Origin of the sequence: Dactylosporangium darangshiense (assembly GCF_039537565.1) — a bacterium.
GTDB classification, from domain to species: domain Bacteria; phylum Actinomycetota; class Actinomycetes; order Mycobacteriales; family Micromonosporaceae; genus Dactylosporangium; species Dactylosporangium darangshiense.
The window spans coordinates 117,258-135,653 of record NZ_BAABAT010000029.1 but is presented as its reverse complement, the minus strand read 5'-3'; the positions used below and the strand labels follow the sequence as shown (position 1 = coordinate 135,653).

At 73.3% G+C, this 18,396-nt stretch carries 17 protein-coding genes, 1 tRNA gene and 2 pseudogenes; 7 read left to right on the top strand and 13 right to left on the bottom strand.

Translation table 11 applies throughout. The annotated features are described in order from the left end of the window. Positions 1-116: 116 nt before the first annotated feature. The 3 genes from ABD901_RS38600 to ABD901_RS38590 form a co-directional block, all read right to left on the bottom strand. Positions 117-1,988, bottom strand: a complete 1,872-nt coding sequence (locus ABD901_RS38600; RefSeq protein WP_345134987.1) for a DUF4118 domain-containing protein — start codon at positions 1,986-1,988, stop codon at positions 117-119. A 409-nt stretch (positions 1,989-2,397) separates the two neighbouring features. Further along, positions 2,398-2,470: transfer RNA gene (locus tag ABD901_RS38595), tRNA-Ala, on the bottom strand. Between the two features lie 74 nt (positions 2,471-2,544). Beyond that, entirely contained in the window at positions 2,545-3,099 is a 555-nt protein-coding gene (locus ABD901_RS38590) for a YqgE/AlgH family protein (RefSeq protein ID WP_345134984.1), read from the bottom strand. A 292-nt stretch (positions 3,100-3,391) separates the two neighbouring features. Between ABD901_RS38590 and ABD901_RS38585 the strand changes: the two genes are divergently transcribed. Next, positions 3,392-4,150 carry an S-methyl-5'-thioadenosine phosphorylase gene (locus ABD901_RS38585; RefSeq protein ID WP_380139930.1) on the top strand — a complete coding sequence of 253 codons (759 nt, stop codon included), beginning with the start codon at positions 3,392-3,394 and terminating at the stop codon, positions 4,148-4,150. On the opposite strand, the gene ABD901_RS38580 is transcribed toward ABD901_RS38585, so the two are convergent. The 4 genes from ABD901_RS38580 to ABD901_RS38565 all read right to left on the bottom strand — a co-directional run bounded on the left by ABD901_RS38580 (position 4,086) and on the right by ABD901_RS38565 (position 6,794). Beyond that, entirely contained in the window at positions 4,086-5,159 is a 1,074-nt protein-coding gene (locus ABD901_RS38580) for a sensor histidine kinase (RefSeq protein WP_345134981.1), read from the bottom strand. The genes ABD901_RS38585 and ABD901_RS38580 overlap by 65 nt on opposite strands. Continuing rightward, complete coding sequence (locus ABD901_RS38575; protein WP_345134979.1) at positions 5,152-5,835, bottom strand: response regulator transcription factor; 684 nt, start codon at positions 5,833-5,835, stop codon at positions 5,152-5,154. Before ABD901_RS38575 ends, ABD901_RS38580 begins: the two co-directional genes overlap by 8 nt. A 63-nt stretch (positions 5,836-5,898) precedes the next feature. Beyond that, the gene (locus ABD901_RS38570; RefSeq protein ID WP_345134977.1) at positions 5,899-6,291 is read right to left on the bottom strand and encodes a hypothetical protein; all 393 of its coding nucleotides are present in this window, start codon (positions 6,289-6,291) and stop codon (positions 5,899-5,901) included. A gap of 53 nt (positions 6,292-6,344) precedes the next feature. After that, positions 6,345-6,794 (bottom strand): MarR family winged helix-turn-helix transcriptional regulator, encoded by a 450-nt coding sequence (locus tag ABD901_RS38565; RefSeq protein ID WP_345134975.1) that lies wholly within the window; start codon positions 6,792-6,794, stop codon positions 6,345-6,347. A 61-nt stretch (positions 6,795-6,855) separates the two neighbouring features. Here ABD901_RS38565 and ABD901_RS38560 point away from each other — a divergent pair, with 61 nt between their 5' ends. Then, complete coding sequence (locus ABD901_RS38560) at positions 6,856-8,433, top strand: MFS transporter (RefSeq protein ID WP_345134972.1); 1,578 nt, start codon at positions 6,856-6,858, stop codon at positions 8,431-8,433. A gap of 27 nt (positions 8,434-8,460) precedes the next feature. On the opposite strand, the gene ABD901_RS38555 is transcribed toward ABD901_RS38560, so the two are convergent. The 4 genes from ABD901_RS38555 to ABD901_RS38540 all read right to left on the bottom strand — a co-directional run bounded on the left by ABD901_RS38555 (position 8,461) and on the right by ABD901_RS38540 (position 11,530). Continuing rightward, positions 8,461-9,021, bottom strand: a complete 561-nt coding sequence (locus ABD901_RS38555; RefSeq protein ID WP_345134968.1) for a GNAT family N-acetyltransferase — start codon at positions 9,019-9,021, stop codon at positions 8,461-8,463. Between the two features lie 5 nt (positions 9,022-9,026). Continuing rightward, entirely contained in the window at positions 9,027-10,010 is a 984-nt protein-coding gene (locus ABD901_RS38550) for an aldo/keto reductase (protein WP_345134967.1), read from the bottom strand. Between the two features lie 34 nt (positions 10,011-10,044). Next, entirely contained in the window at positions 10,045-10,584 is a 540-nt protein-coding gene (locus ABD901_RS38545; protein ID WP_345134965.1) for a YdcF family protein, read from the bottom strand. A gap of 148 nt (positions 10,585-10,732) precedes the next feature. Then, on the bottom strand, positions 10,733-11,530 hold the full coding sequence (locus ABD901_RS38540; RefSeq protein ID WP_345134963.1) for an alpha/beta fold hydrolase: 798 nt from the start codon (positions 11,528-11,530) through the stop codon (positions 10,733-10,735). 38 nt (positions 11,531-11,568) lie between these two features. Between ABD901_RS38540 and ABD901_RS38535 the strand changes: the two genes are divergently transcribed. After that, the gene (locus ABD901_RS38535; protein WP_345134961.1) at positions 11,569-12,576 is read left to right on the top strand and encodes a sigma-70 family RNA polymerase sigma factor; all 1,008 of its coding nucleotides are present in this window, start codon (positions 11,569-11,571) and stop codon (positions 12,574-12,576) included. 9 nt (positions 12,577-12,585) lie between these two features. On the opposite strand, the gene ABD901_RS38530 is transcribed toward ABD901_RS38535, so the two are convergent. Continuing rightward, complete coding sequence (locus ABD901_RS38530) at positions 12,586-14,610, bottom strand: GPP34 family phosphoprotein (RefSeq protein WP_345134959.1); 2,025 nt, start codon at positions 14,608-14,610, stop codon at positions 12,586-12,588. Positions 14,611-14,673: 63 nt separating this feature from the next. Between ABD901_RS38530 and ABD901_RS38525 the strand changes: the two genes are divergently transcribed. Then, positions 14,674-15,381, top strand: coding sequence for an SDR family NAD(P)-dependent oxidoreductase (locus ABD901_RS38525; protein ID WP_345134957.1), 708 nt, complete (start codon positions 14,674-14,676; stop codon positions 15,379-15,381). 2 nt (positions 15,382-15,383) lie between these two features. Here ABD901_RS38525 and ABD901_RS38520 read toward each other — a convergent pair whose 3' ends face one another. Beyond that, a complete protein-coding gene (locus tag ABD901_RS38520; RefSeq protein ID WP_345134955.1) occupies positions 15,384-16,778 on the bottom strand; it encodes an alpha/beta hydrolase family protein in 1,395 nt (464 codons plus the stop codon). Positions 16,779-16,912: 134 nt separating this feature from the next. Between ABD901_RS38520 and ABD901_RS38515 the strand changes: the two are divergent. From ABD901_RS38515 to ABD901_RS38505, 3 genes and pseudogenes are all read left to right on the top strand, one after another. Beyond that, positions 16,913-17,218 (top strand): annotated as a pseudogene (locus ABD901_RS38515) (sensor domain-containing protein); the annotation flags it as partial. A 70-nt stretch (positions 17,219-17,288) separates the two neighbouring features. Continuing rightward, positions 17,289-18,113 carry a sensor histidine kinase gene (locus ABD901_RS38510; RefSeq protein WP_345134953.1) on the top strand — a complete coding sequence of 275 codons (825 nt, stop codon included), beginning with the start codon at positions 17,289-17,291 and terminating at the stop codon, positions 18,111-18,113. After that, positions 18,101-18,334: pseudogene (locus tag ABD901_RS38505) on the top strand (response regulator transcription factor); the annotation flags it as partial. The gene ABD901_RS38510 and the pseudogene ABD901_RS38505, both read left to right, overlap by 13 nt. Positions 18,335-18,396 lie beyond the last annotated feature (62 nt).

Below are 18,396 nucleotides of genomic sequence, written 5' to 3'. Positions count from 1 at the left end.
CGAGGCCAGGAAATTGGTGGCGATCCGAATCAGCCCATTCGGGTCACAGGACCGCCCTTTCGGCTCAACAACTCCGGGTGCCTTCATGAGCGGCGATGTCGCGGTGCCCCGTCGCGTCAGGTTCCACTTGGCCAGTCGGCATCCGCACCCTGCCGGTGCCGGTCGTCCAAGGGCAGCTTCACGCTGAGGGACGTACCGCGGCCGGACGGGCTGGTCAGCGTCAGCGTGCCGCCGAGTGCCTCGACGCGGTCGCGCACGCCGGCCAGGCCGGAGCCCTGACGCGGATCCGCGTCACCGGCGCCGTTGTCGTGGACGGCCACGCTGAGGACCTCGCCCTGCGCCGGTCCGTCGTCGGCAACGATGTCGACGTTCACGTCGATCGCCGAGACGTCGGCCTGCGTGGCCGAGTTGGCCAGCGCCTCCGAGACCACGTAGTAGGCGGCGACCTCGACGTAACCGGGCAGACGGCGTTTCGGCCCGGGGTGGACCGCCACCGGGACCGGGCAGCGGCGGGCGAGCGCCTTGATCGCAGAGCCCAGCCCGCCCTGGGAGAGGATCGCCGGATGTATGCCACGGACGATCCGCTGGAGGTCCTCGAAGACGCCGGACAACCCCACGGCGGTGTCCGACAGGCGGGACCGCAGCTCGCCGAGCTCCTGGGGGGCCAGCGCCTCGGCAGCGCGCACCTCGAGCCCGAGCGAGATGAGCCGCTGCTCCACGCTGTCGTGCAGGTCGCGTTCGATGCCGCGGCGGGCCTCGTCCGCGGCGAAGACGAGCCGGGCACGTGACGCGGTGAGCTCCGCACGGCTCTCGGTGTTGGCGATCGCGGTCGCGACGAGCTCGGTGAACTGGGCGAGCTCATGCTCGGTGCCGGGTGGCGGCGGGCCGGTCCGGCCCCACAGGGCGACGAGGACGCCCCAGACCCGGCCGTCGACGACGATCGGAGCGCCGACGGAGGCTTGGACGCCCTCGGCGCGGGCGAGGTCGGCGAGCGGGTCGATGCTGCCCTCGTACGAATCCATGCGGGTCGGACAGGAGTCGCGCAGCACCAGCCCCGCGACGCCGCCGGAGGGGTCGAGCCGCTTGCCCAGTATCGACTCGACCTCTGGCTTCTTGCTGTACTCGGCGATGACGGCCACCGTGCTGGGACCCTCCCGGCGCACCACCCGCGTGGCGTCCGCCTTGAACAGGTCGGCCGCCTCGGCGGCGACCGCGGCGACGATCTCGGTGGGTGCGACACCGTGTGCCACGAGCACCGCTACCCGGCGCAGCGCCGCCTGTTGCGTGAGGAGCGCCTGCAGTTCGGCCCGGCTCGCCTGCAGCGAACTGCCGGCCCGCAGCACCGTCGCCAGTCCGGGCACCACCCCGTCCCGCAGTCGCACCATGACACGGTCCGGCAGATCCGCGGGCACGACGAGCGCGCCGGGTCGCAGCGGCAGCTGAATCCGGCCCTCGTGCGGCGGGACCTCGCCGGGCTCGATCGCCGCGTACGGCAGCTGCATGGCCCGCGCGATCAGGTCGGAGGCCTCGGGAAGTACCGCTCGCACATCGTCGGCGTCGAGGATGAGCCGGGTCAGCTCGGCCACCGCGTCGGTCTCCCGGCGCCGTTCGATGGCCTCGAGCGCCCGCGTGCGGGCCAACTGCGCCACCGAACTGGCGAACGCGGCGACCAGCAGGTACACCGAAAGCCCGAGCCAGTCCCGCCAGTCCTCCGCCTGAAAGCGCCCGGTCGGCGGGGTGTGGAAGTAGTCGAACGAGAGCGCGCTGGCTATCGACGTCGCCACGCCCAGCCACAGGCCCCACACCGTGGCGACGATGAGCACACCGGGCAGGTAGACGATGGCCTGGGCCTCTAGGGGAGCGACCTCCCGGAGCGGGTAGACCAGCAGGGTCTCCACGACGACGAACGCAGCGCTGGTTGCGATCCCCATGGCGAGCGGTGGCGGACTGAGCCGTACCAGCCACGCTGCCAGGCGTCCCTGCATCATCGGTCCTCTTCTCGAGCACATCGTTCCGCCGCGTCGGGGCATACGGAACCGGTCGAGCGCAGGCAACAATCGATGCTAGAGCCGCAGCCACCAAACACCGGACTCGCGACCCCCCGGCAGCCCACGGACCACCCCTTGATTCACCCCACCCCCAGCGGTCGAGGCAAATCACACGAGAAGGCACAAAGCCCGTACCCCGGCGGCGTTGGCCGACGGCCGAAGCGTCCATAGTGGAACTTCGTACCAACGACGCAGGCGAATGGACGCAGCGCAACCACGGCGGTATTCGGGGGTGTGGGTGGCGAAGCCCCCACCGGGGAGCCGAGCGAAGCGAGGCGCGAAACCACCACCCATCGCAACGGCGAAAAGGCGCACCCCGCGCCTTGAGTAGGGTGCGCCTCACGATGGGTGGAGCCGAGGGGACTCGAACCCCTGACCCCCACACTGCCAGTGTGGTGCGCTACCAGCTGCGCCACGGCCCCATCTGCATGCCCCGGTCTTGCGGGCACTCAGGAATAGTACACACACACGGCGAGGGGGTCACATCGGGTTCCCCCTAGTTCTGGGTCGGGTCGGACGGGTAATGCGCCACCGCCGCCATCAGGCCTCCCTGCCGGCGCAGGACCATCTGCCACAGGTCGTCCGGGCGCGGTGCGAAAGCGTCGCTCGGCAATGCGTCGAAGACGAACCATGAGCCGCCCTCGATCTCGCGCTCCAGCTGGCCGGGGGACCAGCCCGCGTAGCCGGCGAAGACGCGGACGCCGACGACGCCCGCGACCAGGAGGTCGGGGTCGCCGGAGAGGTCGACGGTGCCGACGGCGCCGGAGACGCGGTTGAAGCCGGCCAGGTCCTCGACGCCGGGGCGGGTGCGGGCCAGGCAGATCGCGGCCTCGGGCTGCACCGGGCCGCCCTCGAAGACGACCGGCGGCTCGCCCGCCAGGGCGCCCCAACCGCCCAGGACGTCGGCCACCTGGACCTCGGTCGCGCGGTTGAGCACGACGCCCAGCGCGCCGCCCTCTTCGTGCGCGACCACCAGGACGACGGTCCGCTCGAAGTTCGGGTCGCGGAGCGCGGGCGTCGCCACCAGCAAGCGCCCGGTCAACGACTCCATCGCCCTCCCTCGCCGCCTTCTGGACGTGCCCCGGCCGTTGCCGCCCGACGATCCGGGCCGCGGCGATCCGCGGCCGGTCGGGGGCTGGCCGGACGAGTGTCCTTCCATCCCACCGAGATCCCCGTGCATGGACATCAGACCCACCAGCAAACATCACCGACCGGGCGGCCGATGAGTGGCCGCGCCGGGTGGATCATCGCAGGGCGGGGTGCGAGGGTCATGTCTCGCACCATAGCCTGACCCGCGCGTCGCGGTTAGGGTCTGTTGCGTGACCTCACTCGCGGACGTCGCCGTGATCGGTGGATCAGGGCTTTACGCACTGCTGGACGACGCCGAGGAACACGTGGTCGACACGCCTTATGGCCCACCCTCGGACCCGATCACGGTCGCGACGGTGCAGGGGCGGCGGACCGCATTTCTGCCTCGGCACGGGCGGGACCACCGCTTCCCGCCGCACCGGATCCCCTACCGGGCGAACCTCTGGGCCCTCAAGGAGATCGGGGTGGGGCAGATCCTGGCGCCGTGCGCGGTCGGCGGGCTGCGCCCGGAGCTCGGGCCGGGGACGTTCGTGGTGCCCGACCAGCTCATCGACCGGACCTCCGGGCGCGTGCAGACCTTCTACGACGACGGTGCCGTGCACGTGAACTTCGCCGACCCGTACTGCACTACCGGGCGCGACATCGTGAAGAAGGTGGCCGGCGAGCACGGCATCGACGCCGGGGACGGCACGATGGTGGTGGTCGAGGGGCCGCGGTTCTCCACCCGGGCCGAGTCCCGGTGGTATACGGCGATGGGCGGCGCTGTCGTCAACATGACCGGGCACCCGGAGGCGGTGCTCGCCCGGGAGCTGGCGCTCTGCTACACCTCGATCGCGCTCGTCACCGACCTGGACGCGGGCGTGGAGGGCGACCACGGGGTCACCCAGGAGGAGGTCTTCCGGGTCTTCGGCGAGAACACTGACCGCCTGCGCCGGATCCTCCTCGACGTCATCCCGCGACTGCCGGAGCGGCCGGATGACCCATGCCGGCACGCACTGGACGGTCTGCGGTAGGCAGGCGCACCACGAAGCGGCAGCCGTCGCCGACGTTGTCGACGGCCACGGCGCCCTGGTGTGCCTCGACGAGGCCGCGCACGATGGCCAGGCCCAGTCCCCCGCCCGCCTCCTTTTCGGGTGTACGCGCCGGTGCGCCCCGAAACGCCACGTCGAACACCCGCGGCAGGTCGGCCTCGGGAATGCCGCCGCACGTGTCGCTGACGGCCAGCCAGCCGCCCCCGGCGTCCTGCCCGCCGGTCACGGTGACGGTGCCGTCGGGCGGGGTGTAGCGGATCGCGTTGCGGATGAGGTTGTTGACGACCCGCGAAAGTTCCGGGACGGAGCCGCGAACCACGGGCCATCCAGCGGTACCCCCGGAAGGCTCCGCGACGATCCGGATGTGCTCGGCCGCGGCGAGCGGTGCCGCCGAGGCGATGGCGTCGGAGATCACGTCGCCGAGGGGCACGTCGGCCACCGACAGCCGCAGCGCGCCGGCGTTGATCCGGGACAGCTCGAACAGGTCGTCGACGAGGGCGGCCATGCGGTCGGTCTCGGCGCTGATGCGGCGGTGGTAGTCGGCGACGGTCTCCGGGTCGGACACGACGCCGTCGTCGAGGGCCTCGGCCATGGCCCGCAGGCCGGCCAGCGGGGTGCGCAGGTCGTGCGAGACCCAGGCGACGAGCTCGCGGCGGCGGGCCTCGGCCTCGCGCTCCCGCTCGCGCGCCTCGGCCGCCCACATGCTGGCCCGGGCCAGGCGCCGGCCGGACCAGAGCCCGACGGCCAGCGACACGGTGGCCGCGGTGCCCACGACGATGAGCAGCACGTGCAGGTCGTGGTCGGAGATGAACATGCGCATCGCGGCGCCCACGATGCCGGCGAGCACGCTGAGGACCGTGACGAGCAGGATGACCACGATGTGCGCGGTGACGGAGCGGCCGCGCAGGGCGCGCAGAGCGACCAGGCCCGCGAGGACCACCGGGAGGGAGCCACCGAGGGCCAGCAGGAAGGTGTACACCACGTCAGGCATATTCGTACCGGTATCCCACGCCCCAGACCGTCAGGATGCGCTTCGGGTCGGCCGGATCGTCCTCGATCTTCTCGCGAAGCCGTCGCATGTGGACGGTGACGGTGGACTGGTCGCCGAACGTCCAGCCCCACACCTGCTCCAGCAGCTCGGCGCGGCGCAGCACTCGGCCGGGGTTACGCATCAGGAACGCGAGCAGGTCGAACTCGCGCACGGTGAGCGCGAGCTCCTCGCCGCGGCGGGTCACGATGCGGCGTGAGACGTCGACGCGCAGGTCGCCGTCGACCAGCTCGCCGGTCTGCGGCGGCGGTGCCGGGGAGCGCCGCAGCACGGACTGCACGCGCAGGACCAGCTCGCGCGGCGAGAACGGCTTGGTGACGTAGTCGTCGGCGCCGATCTCGAGGCCCAGCACGCGATCGGACTCCTCGCCGAGGGCGGTGAGCATGATGATCGGCAGGCCGGGGTCCTGCGTGCGCAGGCGCCGGCAGACCTCGAGCCCGTCGATGCCGGGCAGCATGAGGTCGAGCACGACGAGGTCGGGCCGCTCCTGCCGGTAGGCGTCCAGCGCCGCCTGGCCGTCGCCGGCGAGCTTGACGTTGAAGTCCTCACGCTCGAGATACCGGCGGACGACGTCACTCACGGTCGGATCGTCGTCCACGACGAGCACGCGCTGCCCCATGGTTCGAATGTAGAGCCCACCGCAGCGCACCACCGCGCCCGGCGGGCCGTCGTAAGCGAACCGTCAGGTCTCGCCGCCGAGGTCGGTCTCATAGGCCTCGTACAGCAGATCCGCGCCCCGCTGCCGGTGCTGCCACACCTCGCCGACGAGGCGGTCGGCCTGCCAGCGCACGGCCTCCGGCGAGTGCGGCTCCTCCAGCCGGCCCTCGAGCTCTTCCAGGGCCGTCCAGACCGAGCGGTGGTGGCCGACGAGGTCGTTGAGGTGCGACGCCAGGCGGGGCGCGTCGTCGAGAACCTCGGCGTAGAGACCCGACGGGCCCTCCGTCACCTCGACGTGCTCGGCGAATGCCGCTTTGAGCTGAGCCACCGCGCGGGTCATCGCGGGGCGCCACGCCGGGTCGCCGACCGGCGTCTGGATGGCGTGTTCCATGCGTTGAATGCCGCCGAGCAATTCCATGCCGCACCTCCCGCCCACTCCATGATGTGACGCGGGACACACTTATGTCCAGCTCAGAGCGTGGGGATCTCCTCACCCTCCGAGGTGATCGCCTCGGTCATGCGCCTCAGCCAGGCGTTGACGACGGCGATCTCGTCGGGGCTGAAGCCGGCCGCGAGGCGGGCCTCGACGGCCCGGACGGTCGGCACCGCCTCGCCGAGGCGGGCCCGGCCGGCGTCGGTCAGGAAGATCTGCTGCGAGCGCCGGTCGGTGGGGTGCGGGCGCCGCTCCACCAGGCCGGCCCGCTCGAGCCCGCCGAGCATCTCGTTGGCCGACTGCCGTGCGGTGGAGACCTTGCGCGCGACGTCGGCGACGGAGAGCCCGGGCGACTCGTCGAGCATCAGCAGCGAGGCGAACTGGGCCACCGACAGCTCGTGCTGGACCAGCGCCTCGGCGACCACGCCGCGCAGGGACAGCCAGGCGTGCCGGACGAGGAAGGTCGAGCAGGCGTCGAGTTGGTTCACGCGACCATTGTGCGCCGTGCCACTATTGACAGGAACCTGTCATTCCTGCGAACGTTCTCACATGACCGTCAGGGACCTGTCAATCAGCATACCGCAGCAGCGCCGAGTGCTGTCGGTCCTCGTTTTCGCCGCAGTACTCATCTGGATCGACACCACCATCCTGGGCATCGCCCTGGAGCGCATCGCCGACCCGCGCACCGGCCTGGGCGCCACGCCCGGGGAACTGCAGTGGGCCGTCGGCTCATACGCACTGCTCTTCGCCACCGCCCTGTTCGCCGCCGGCGCGCTCGGCGACCGCTACGGCCACCGCACGATCCTGGTGCTCGGCCTGCTCTGCTTCGGCGCCGCCTCCCTCTGGGCGGCCTGGGCCGGCGACGCCACCGGCCTGATCCTGGCCCGCGGCCTGATGGGCCTCGGCGGGGCGATGATGATGCCGACCTCGATGGCCATCATCGGCGCGACGTTCCCGCCCGAGCGGCGCGCGGGCGCGATCGCCGCCTGGTCGGCCTCCAGCGGCGTCGGCGTGGCACTCGGCCCACTGCTCGGCGGCGTGCTCGTGGACCACTTCTGGTGGGGTTCGGTCTTCCTGGTGAACCTCCCCGTCGCGGCGCTGGCGCTGGTCGGCGTGCTGGTGGTGGTACCGAATCCGAAACTGGCGCAGCGGCGACGGCCCGATCCGGTCGGTCTCGTGCTCTCCACGGCGGGCCTGGCTCTTCTGGCCTACGGCCTGATCGAGGCCGGGCAGGACACCGACTGGACCCGGTCGCGCGTCTGGGCGCCGGTGCTCGCGGGCCTCGCGCTGCTGGCGGCCTTCACCGCCTTCGAGTGGCGCTCCCCCGCACCGTCGTTCGACCCGAGGCTGTTCCGCAACGGCCGGTTCAGCGCCGGCAACCTCGCGCTGGCCGCGCTGTTCTTCGGCATCACCGGCCAGATGTTCTACGGCAACTTCTACCTGCAGGGCGCCCGCGGCATGGGCGCGCTCGACACCGGCCTCGCGTTCCTGCCCGGCGCCCTCGGCGTCGCGGTCGGCTCGGGGCTCGGCGCCCGGCTGGCCAAGCGTTTCGGCGTCGGCCTCGTCAGCGGCACGGGCCTGCTCGTGGTCGCCGCCGGGTTCGTGGCCAACCTCGCGTTCGACCTCGACACGCCGCTGGTCTGGTTCTGCACCGTCGGCTTCGTCAGCGGCACCGCGATGGGCATGACGATCGCGCCGACGGTGGCCGCGGTCATCGCGGTGCTGCCGCTGGACCGCATGGGCGCGGGCTCCGCGGTCAACAACACCGTCCGGCAGGTCGGCAGCGTGCTCGGCATCGCGCTGCTCGGGACGATCCTGACCACGACGTACCGGGACCGCATCGAGCCGTCGCTGGCCGGCCTTCCGGCCGCCGCCCGCGACGCCGCCGCGCCGTCGGCCGAGCACACCCGCGCGGTCGCGGACGCGCTGCACCGGCCGGACCTGGCCGATTCGGCCAATCACGCGTTCATCGTGGCCATGCACGTCACCGCGGCGTCCGCGTCGGTCGTCGCCTTCCTGGGCGCGGTACTGCTGGTGCTCGCCTTCCGCGCCCGGCGCACCACGCCGGCTCCGTCCCCCGCGACGGTGCAGGACACCGGCCGAACCGGTGCCCTGCAGGGTCGATGAACACCCGGCAACAGCGGTAGTGGTGGCTCAGGCCGAGCCGGCGGGAGGCGGGCGGTCATGCAGGATCCGCTGGAACAGCACCGCCTCCTGCCAGGCGTCGTCCAGGTAGATGTAGTCGCGCGGCCGGCCGTACAGCTCGAAGCCGTTCTTCGTCAGGACGCGCTGCGAGGCCCTGTTGTCCGGCAGGGTGCTCGCGTCGATGCGGTGCAGGCCCAGGTCGCGCTCCGCGATGGTGCAGGTCGCGGCGACCGCCGCCGAGGTGATGCCGCGGCCCTCCTCGGCGGCGTCGATCCAGTAGCCGAGGCTCGTGTTGCAGAACGGGCCGCGCACGATCGTGGACAGGATGACCAGGCCCAGGACCGCGTCGGCGCGGGCGATCGCCAGGCACAGGGCCTCGCCGGCCTCGTTGCGGCGCACCGCGGTCTCCACCCGCTCGCGCTGGCCCTCGGGCGTCCAGTACGAGTCCGGCTGCCGCGGGCTGGACCGGCGGAACCGGTCCAGGTTGCGCAGGCTCGTCTCGCGCAGTGCGGGCGCGTCCGGCAGCTCGATCGGGCGCAGGATCGCGCCCGTGGGCAGTTCGGCGGGCATCGGCATCATTCGCGGCCCATCAACCTTTCGACGTCGGCCAGCTCGGACGGCGACAGCGGGCCGTGGGCCAGCGCGCCGGCGTTCTCCTCGACCTGCGCGACCGTCCGGCAGCCCGGGATCGGCACCGTCCGGGCATCGTACGCCCACAGCCAGGCCAGCGCCCCCTGCGCCAGGGTCCGCCCGCCCGAGGTGAGCACCTGGCGGATGCCGTCGATGCGCGCCAGGAACTCGGGCGTGGGGCGGCCGTCGGTGAAGTACGTCATCCACTCCGGGCTGAGGCCGCGCACGTCGTCGCGCGGCAGCTCCGACGACGTGGTGTAGCGGCCCCCGAGCAGGCCCATGGCGAGCGGGCCGCGCACGATCACGCCCAGGTCGTGGCGCTCGGCGACGGGCAGCACGGCGTAGGAGCCCCGCAGCACCGACATGTCGGCCTGGATCGCGGCGCAGTTCGGCGCGGCGGAGGCGAAGGCGTCGGCGCGCTCGGGGAAGTCGGTGCTCCAGCCGTACGCCCGGATGAGCCCCTGCTCGACCAGGCCCTCGAGCACCGGCACGAGGTCCAGCGCCTCCGGGATCGGCAGCGCGTTGATGTGCAGCTGGTACAGGTCGATGCGGTCGGTGCCGAGCCGGCGCAGCGACTCGCGGACCGCGCGGGCGACCCCGGCCGGCGTGCCGTCGTCCGGGCCGACCTGGCGGGTCTGCTCGTCGAACGTGCCGCCGAACTTCGTGGCGATCACGGCCTCGTCGCGCCGGCCGGCGAGCGCACGGGCGAGGACCTCCTCGCTGTGGCCGGCGCCGTAGACGTTGGCGGTGTCGAAGAACGTGACGCCGAGGTCGAGCGCGCGGCGCACGGCGCGGATCGACTCCTCGTCGTCGACCTCGCCCCAGCCGAGCGGCTGCTCACCGGCCCAGAACGGGCCGCCGATCGCCCAGCAGCCCATGCCCAGCGCGCTGACCTCGATGCCACTGCGTCCCAGAAATCGCGTCTTCATGCCGGACACGCTGCCACCTGGAGTGCGCTCCAGGTCAACAGTTCTTCTGTACCAGTACAGCCTTGCCCGACGCGGCCCATTGATACGGAATCTGCCGGAACCAGTACAGCGGCGGCAGATGCGAGGTTGCGACGTACACCTGCCCGGGAAAACAACGGGTTACACGCAGGCGTGCGCGCCATGCATGATCGGCGGTGGTCACGATGACCACGGAATGCCAGCCGTACTGCCGCGCCATTCGCCCGATTGCCTCCGCCTCGCCGCGGGTGGTGTCCGGATCGGGGTGGAAGCACAGCACGGTCACGCCGGGCTCGGCCGGCAGGCACCGCCCGGAATCGGCGTCGGACTGCAGGGTGGACTGCACCAGATACTCGGCGCGATGCTCCCGGGCCAGCTCCGTCGCCAGCCGGTCGCGGTCGTCGTCGCCCGGCCCGGCCAGCTCGACGATCGCGTCGATGTGCGGCGGCACGACCGGCAGGCTCGGCCATACGAAGTACCGAGCGGTCAATCCAAGAAACCCGATGAGCGCGACCGCCGCTGCGATCGGAATGCGATTTCGCCATTTCCGGATCATGTGCGTGAGCATTCCAGCGGCAGTTGAAGCAATGCTGAATCACAAAGCGGGCCGGAGTCCGATTTCTACGGACATGGCGTACGTGTGAGAATGCGCTGACGGGCGCCCACCAGCGCATTCTCACACGCCCCCCATGACGTGATCTAAGTCACTGGGACCGCAACACCTCGCGCAGCCGGGGCGCAAATCCGGCCGGATCAAGCACAAATGCGATATGCCCGCCGGGGAACGGTGCGGGCAATTCGCCGAGCAGCGCCGCCATTGCGTGCGACGTCCGGTCCAGCAGCTGACCGGCCGACTCCTCGCCGAGGCCGATCACGATCCGCGCACCCGAGGACCGCAGCGCCGCCACGTCCGGGCGGAACTGCGTGGTGCCGCGCATCTCGTGGCGGAACCAGTGCCGCTCGTCGGCCACCTGCTGCGGGTCCGGCGGCGCGCCGTCCTGCTGAGGCGGCGGCGGAGCGCCCGCGTTGACCAGGAACTTCTTCCAGGCGCCGGGCACGTCGCCGGACTCGTACGTGGCGATGATGTCCTCGACCGCCGCGTGCCGCTCCTCGCGGTCCTCGAGCACGTCGTTGATCGGCGGCTCGTGCGCGATCACGGTGTGCACCAGCCCGGGGTGCCGCTGGGTCAGCGCCAGGGCGCTGACCGCGCCGCCGCTGGTGCCGAAGACCGCGGCCGGGCCGGCATCGACGTGCTCGATCAGCCGGGCCAGGTCGTCGCCGCGCTGCGCCGCACTGGAGTCGGACTCCGGATCATCGAGGATGCTCGCGCCGATGCCCCGCGGATCCGTGGTGAGCACGGTATGGTCGGCGGCGAGCAGGTCGGCGAGCGGCGCGAGGAACCGGGTGCCCATCGGCGCGCCGACCAGCACCAGGAGCGGCCCGCTGCCGCGCAGCTCGTAGTAGAGCGTGGCGTCGGCGACGCGCAGTGTGTCGTTCTTCAACGGATGACCTCCTTCTCTCAAGAAGGGAGACCGGCCGGATGCCGCAGACTCGTCGGCTGCTGGAGCCCGATTTTGCCGACGACCTCGATCGGGCGCGCAAGGGCGACGACGACGCGTTCGCCCGGCTGGTCGCGCCGCTGCGGGCGCCACTGCACGCGCACTGCTACCGGATGCTCGGCTCGGTCCACGACGCCGACGACGCGCTGCAGGACGCGCTGGTGCGGGCGTGGCTGAGCCTTTCGGGGTACCAGGGACGCGGCTCCCTGCGCGCCTGGCTCTTCACCGTCGCCACGCGGACCTGCCTGGACCTCGTTGCGGCGCGCGGGCGCCGCGCGCTGCCGGTCGACCTCGGCCCGTCCAGCGAGTGCGCCGTCATCGGCAACCGGCCCCGCGACGACGTCGCCTGGCTCGAGCCCTACCCGGACGTCGTCTACGAGCGGCGCGAGACCGTCGAGCTCGCGTTCGTGGCCGCGCTGCAGCACCTGCCGGGCAACCAGCGCGCCGCGCTGCTGCTGTTCGAGGTGCTCGGCTTCGCCGCGGCCGAGATCGCCACGATGATGGAGACCTCGGTCGGCTCGGTGAACTCGGCGATCGCCCGCGCCCGGCGCACCCTGGCGCAGAAGGTGCCGCCGATACCGCAGCAGCCGACCCTGCGCCGCATCGGCGACGAGCGCATCCGCCAGGTCGTCGCGTCCTACGCCGACGCCCTGGAGCACGGCGACGCGGCCGGGCTCGTCGCGCTGCTGACCGAGGACGTCACGTGGTCGATGCCGCCTCTTCCGCATTGGTACCGCGGGCTGCCGGCCGTCACCGACTTCGCCGTCGAGCTCCCGCTCACCACGTGCGGGAGCTGGCGGCACGTGCCCACGGCCGCCAACGCCCAGCCCGCGATCGGCTGCTACCTGCGCGCCCAGGGCGAAGGCCCGCACGAGGCGTGGTCGCTCAACGTGTTGACGCTGCGCGAGGACGGCCGGATCGCGCAGATCGTCTCGTTCGTCAACCCCGCCGTCTTCGAGCGCTTCGGCCTGCCGCCCCGGCTGCCCTGAGCGGCTCGGCTACGCCGGCGTGTCCATCCCGACCGCGGTGCGCACGGCGCGGGCCAGCGGGTCGCGGTGCGACATCCGCTCGATCCGCAGCCGCAGCGTCACCGCGCCGCGGCCGAGGACCGGCCCGGCGATCTCGACCGCCCACACCAGCGCCGCGAGGGCCAGGTCGCGCTCGTCCGGTCGCCCGCCCTCGACGGCCGAACGGATCCGCGCCGCCGCCCGCGCCTGGCCGATCCCGTCGTGGCGCAGGCTGTTGGTGGCGTACGTGAGGGTGGTGTCGCGCACCGGCCGGAACGTCCCGCGCAGCCGCGCCCGCGACACGACCGCGTCGGTGACGTCCGACCCGAGCTCGCGCAGCCACTCGTGAGCCGCCCGCTCCGGCCCGGCGGCCACCCGCTCGAGCACCGCGTCGAGGAACCCCTCGCCGGTCGGCGCCGGGTCGGCCACCGCGACCGCGCCGCCGGACACCTCGATCCGGCCGAGCAGCCGCAGCTCGGCCAGCACGGCGGCGACCAGCCCGGCGTTGAACGCGGGCAGCTCGGGGCGGCGCCGGCGGTCCGGGCCGTAGGAGAGCGCGAACAGCTCGTCGGGCAGCAGCGGCCCGTCGAACGGGCGACCGTGGTCCATCGCGCGCCGGGGCGAGGGCACGACGCCCTCGCCGCCGAGCAGCGCCCGCAGCTGCTCGATCGCATCCCGGTCCCGGCACGCCGCCGCGACCGCGCCCGGCATTCCGGGCGGCTCGACGCGCAGCGGCTCGCCCCACTCGTGCCGCCACCGCGCCCCGCCGGCGGCGATCACGGCGGCGAGGAGGTACTGCGCCAGCCCGGTGCCGTCGGCCCGCCCGTCGTCCCAGCGCACCGCCGGCCGCACCCGCTCGAACAGCTCCTGCGGCCCGATCCGCTCGAGCACGCGCAGCAGCCCGTCGATCCCCGGCCGCCCGGCCGCCGTGTGCAGGCGTTCGGCGTCGATCTCTGCCTCGTGTACCGCTGCCGCCTCGATCGCCGCCGAGAAGTCCGCGCCGCGCAGGGCCGCCGCGAACGCCTCCCGGTCGGACACCAGCACCTCGGCCGGGCGCTCGTCGCCGGTGCCGACCGGCCGCACTGCCGCTTCCGCGCCCACCGGCCCGATGGCGGCGAGCCGCTCGGCCAGCGGCGGGTGCGTGTCCCACGGCACCGCCACCGCGGCCGGCGCGCCGGCGAACTCCGGGTCGCGCGCGAAGCGGGCCAGCAGTTCCTCCGGCCGGTAGCCCTCGTCGCGCGCCCACCGCGCGTAGCTGGCGACCGCCATCTGCCAGGTCGCCGCGACGGCCGGCAGCCGGCGCAGCGCCGCCGCGGTCACGCCGGGGCCCGCGACCCGCACCGCGGCGGCGTCCGCCTCGAGCTCCTGGCGGCGGCACACGGCCATCGAGACGAGCACGTACACGGCCCCGTACCCGGACAGCACGACGCCCAGGACGGTCCGCGGACCGATCGCCTCGATGGTGCCGGAGACGGCGCGCAGCCCGCGGTACGTGATCGAGCCGAGCCGCAGGTGCTGCTGCGAGTAGTGCCCGAGTTCGTGCGCCAGCACCGCCCACATCTGCTCGACGGTGAGCGCCGACAGCAGCGGCACCCCGACGTACAGCCGCCGCTCCCCGCCGCGCAGCCCGAGCCGCCGCACGTCCTCCCACACGTAGGCGTTGGCGTCGGCGACCAGCCGGATCTCGTCCGGCGGCCGCGTGCCCACCACCACGGCGAGCTCGCGCACGTGCCGCCACAGCTCCGGCGCCGCCCTGTCGTCGACGACGACGCCGGTGTCGGGCGCGTCGGGCCGCGTGCGCAGCACCCGCCACGCCGGCACCGCGAGCCCGGCGGCGGTCGCCCACACCACCCCGATCAACGCGTCCGTGACGTCGCGCCCGGGAAATGCCCACAGCAGCCAGGCCCCGGCCCAGGCCAGCCCGGCGAGCAGCGCGAAGCCGAGCGCATAGAACCCGGCGAGCAGCAGGACCGCGACGAGCGCCCGCAGCCCGACGGTGAACCCTCCCCCGTCCACGGCCTCAGGGTGACACCGCCGCGCCAGCGGTGTTGACCTGCGGCGGGCGGGTATCCGGTGCGAATGGGCATGCAGAAAGTCGCCGTCATCACCGGCGCCTCGAAGGGCATCGGCGCCGGGCTCGTCGACGCCTACCGCAAGCTCGGCTACGCGGTCGTCGCGACGTCGCGGTCCATCGCGCTGTCGGACGACCCGCGGGTCCTCACGGTGCCGGGCGACATCGCCGACCCGGCCGTGTGCGCCGACGTCATCGAGCGGGGCCTGGCCGCGTTCGGCCGCCTCGACTCGCTGGTCAACAACGCCGGCGTCTTCGTGAGCAAGCCGTTCACCGAATACACCGCGGAGGACTACGCCCTGGTGACCGGCGTGAACCTGCGCGGGTTCTTCGAGGTCTCGCGGCGGGCCGTCGCCGTGATGCTCGACTCGGGCGGCGGGCACATCGTGAACATCTCGACGAGCCTGGTCGACAACGCCGACCACACCCAGCCGTCCGCGCTGGCCGCGCTGACCAAAGGCGGCCTCAACGCCGTGACGAAGTCGCTGGCGATCGAGTACGCCAGCCGCGGCATCCGGGTGAACGCCGTCTCGCCCGGCGTCATCCGCACGCCGATGCACGCGGCCGACGCCCAGGAGCAGCTCGCCGCCCTGCACCCGATGGGCCGGATGGGCGACATCAGCGACATCGTCGACGCGATCATGTACCTCGAGACCGCCCCGTTCGTCACCGGCGAGATCCTTCACGTCGACGGCGGCCAGAGCGCCGGGCACTGACGTCACGGGAGCAGGAGGCCCCAGTAGGCGGCCAGCGGCAGGAACAGCCCGCCGGCGGCGACGAGCAGGCCGAGCCGGACCCGTTCGCCCCGCGGGACCTCGCGGCGGCGGCGCCACCCCGCCGTCGCGGTCGCCGCCGCGGCCGCGACGGTCGCGACGGCGAGCAGCTGCAGGGCGAGCCAGGGCAGCGGGCGGCCGAGCGCGACCGGGCCGATGACGTTCGCCGCGCTCGCCATCATGAACAGCAGGTACAGCGGCGCGCCGAGCGTCGCGGCCAGCCCCGCGCCGGCGAGCCAGCGGGCGGGCCGGCGCACCGGCGGGCAGTATCGGCGGCCCCGCAGGCGGCGCACGGCGGCCGTCACCAGATACGCCGCGAACCCCAGCACGAGCAGCGTGAACCCGGCGAGCTGCAGCCACGGTGTGCCGTACCACGGCAGCGGGGCAATGACGGGGACCTCGGGCTCGCGATCGGCCGGCTCCTGCGCGCCCGCGCCGGGCACGTTCGGCAGCCCGTCGATCCACGCCGCCTCGTACCGCCCGTAGTCCGCCGGCACCGCATCGAGGTGGTCGAAGCCGCCGTTCGCGGTGAGGTGCAGGCTGTGCCGCACGCCCGGCACGGTGCGGATCGTGACGCCGGTGTTGCCGCCGCGGGCCAGCGCCCGGCGGATGAGCGGTGCGCTCACGGCCGGCATGACGTCGTGGTCCAGCTCGCCCCACTCGGCGAGGACGGGCTGGTGTACCCCGGTCCAGGCGCCGGCCGCGTCGAAGTCGGACTCCGTGAACAACCCCGCCGCGACCACCGTGCGGAAGGCGGTTTCGCGCATCGTGTACGCCAATGAGCCCGACACCCCGCCGTGGCGCAGGTACTCGCTCCACTGCCACCGCGTCTGCAGGGCGGGTTCGACGCCGGCGGCGCCGACCGCGATCACGAACCGCACGGCGTCCGAGCGGCGCGCCGCGAGCGGTGCGACGAACGCGCCCTCGGACGCCGCCCACAGGCCGAGCCGCCGCGGGTCGACGTCGGGGCGAGCGCTCAGCAGCCGAAGGCCCGCGAGCGCGTCGTCGGCGAGGACCGAGTAGTCGCGGTGCAGCAGGGAGTACCCCTCGGTCCGCTTGTCATAGATCAGCACCACGATGCCGAGCCGGGCGAACGCGTCCGCGTCGGGCCGGATCACCTGCCGCCCGCGGTTGCCCGCACCCTGCACCATCACCATCGCGGCCCGCCGCTCGCCCTGCCCCGCCGGCGCCACGACGGTGCCGTGCAGCACCACGCCGCCGCTGCCCTCGAACGACACCTCGGTGGCGACCACGTCCTCGGCCGCCGCCGCTGTTGTCGTGGTCGCTCCCAGGGACAACGCCGCCATCAGCGGTACCAGAATCCATCGCCAGATCTTCATGCCGCTCAGCCTCGCCGGGCGGCCGCCGCCGGGAACACGGCGAGCGCACCTGGACCCATGGGGGTGCTGGCACCCGGGTCGATCGGGGGTCCGCCTCGTCGACTCCGGCCCGCCCGGTTGCCTAGGTTCGATCCATGAAGGATCTCGGCCGGCTGCTGACCGGCGCGGCCATCGGCCTGCCCGCACCGTTCCTGCTGGCGCTCTTCGCGGTGTCGGCCCCGACGAGCCTGCTGGGCGGCCTGGGCATCGTCCTGTTCTGCGCCGCCGCCTGGCTCCTGCGCCGTCTCGCCGACACCCAGCGCGCCCGCGCGTCCGTGCCCAGCCCGTATCTGCCGGTCCAGCAGGGCGTCCTTCGCCGCGCCCGCGCCCTCATCACCGACCCCGCGACGTGGCGCGACCTGGCCTGGCTGCCGTCGCAGTTCGCGCTCGGCCTGTCCAGCCTGGTGCTGGCCGTCGGCCTGTGGCTGGCGGCCCTGGAGTGCCTGACTGCCCCGCTGCTGCGGGGCGTTGTTGCCCACGGAAACCGGATTCGATCCGGCGGTACTCGAGCTGACGGGCCGATCCGCCGCGCTCACCTGGCTCCTGGTGCCGCTCGGCGCCGTTGTGGCCGTCGCGGCGTACCGCGTGCCGAAGCCGCTCGTCCGGGCACAGGCCCGCCTGGCGAACGCCCTGCTGGGCCCCACGTCGGCGGCTCGCCTGTCGGCTCGCGTGGATCGCCTGACCGCCACCCGCGCCGCGGCCGTCGACGCGTCGGCCGCCGAGCTGCGCCGCATCGAGCGGGACCTCCACGACGGGGCGCAGGTGCGGCTGGTGGCGGTACGCATGAACATCGGCATGGCCGAGGACATGATCGACGCCGATCCCACCACCGCCAAGGCCCTGATGGCCGAGGCGAAGCAGAGCGCCGGCACCGCGTTGACCGAGCTGCGCGACCTGGTGCGCGGCATCCACCCGCCGCTGCTGGCCGACCGCGGCCTGCCCGGCGCCGTGCGGGCCCTGGCCCTGTCCAGCGCCGTCCCGGTCGACCTCGACCTGGGCCTCGAGCGCCGCCTGAGCGCCCCAGTGGAGTCCGCGGCGTACTTCGCCCTGGCCGAGTCGCTGGCGAACGCGATCCGCCACAGCGGCGCGACCGCGATCCGGATCACCGTGCTGGACGGCGTCGACGCCCTGGTCATGACCGTCCACGACAACGGCCACGGCGGCGCCGACCCGGCACGCGGCACCGGCCTGCGCGGCATCCAGCGAAGGCTGTCCGCGTTCGACGGAACGCTGCGGATCACCAGCCTCCCGGGCGGCCCGACGACGCTGGCGATGGAGCTGCCGTGCGCGTCCTGATCGCCGAGGACCAGCCCCTGCTGCGCGACGGCCTGACCCGGATGCTGACCGCGTACGGCTTCGAGGTCGTCGCCGCCGTCGCCGACGGCCCTTCCCTGCCCTCAGCCCTCCTGGAGCACCGCCCCGACGTGGCCGTCGTCGACGTACGCCTGCCGCCAACGTTCACCGACGAGGGCCTGCGGGCCGCGATCGCCGCCCGCCGCGCCTGCCCCCGGCCTCCAGCCGTCAACGAGCGACCACCGCCGCGTCCTGGCCGTCCTCGCCTACCTCAACCAGTAGCCGG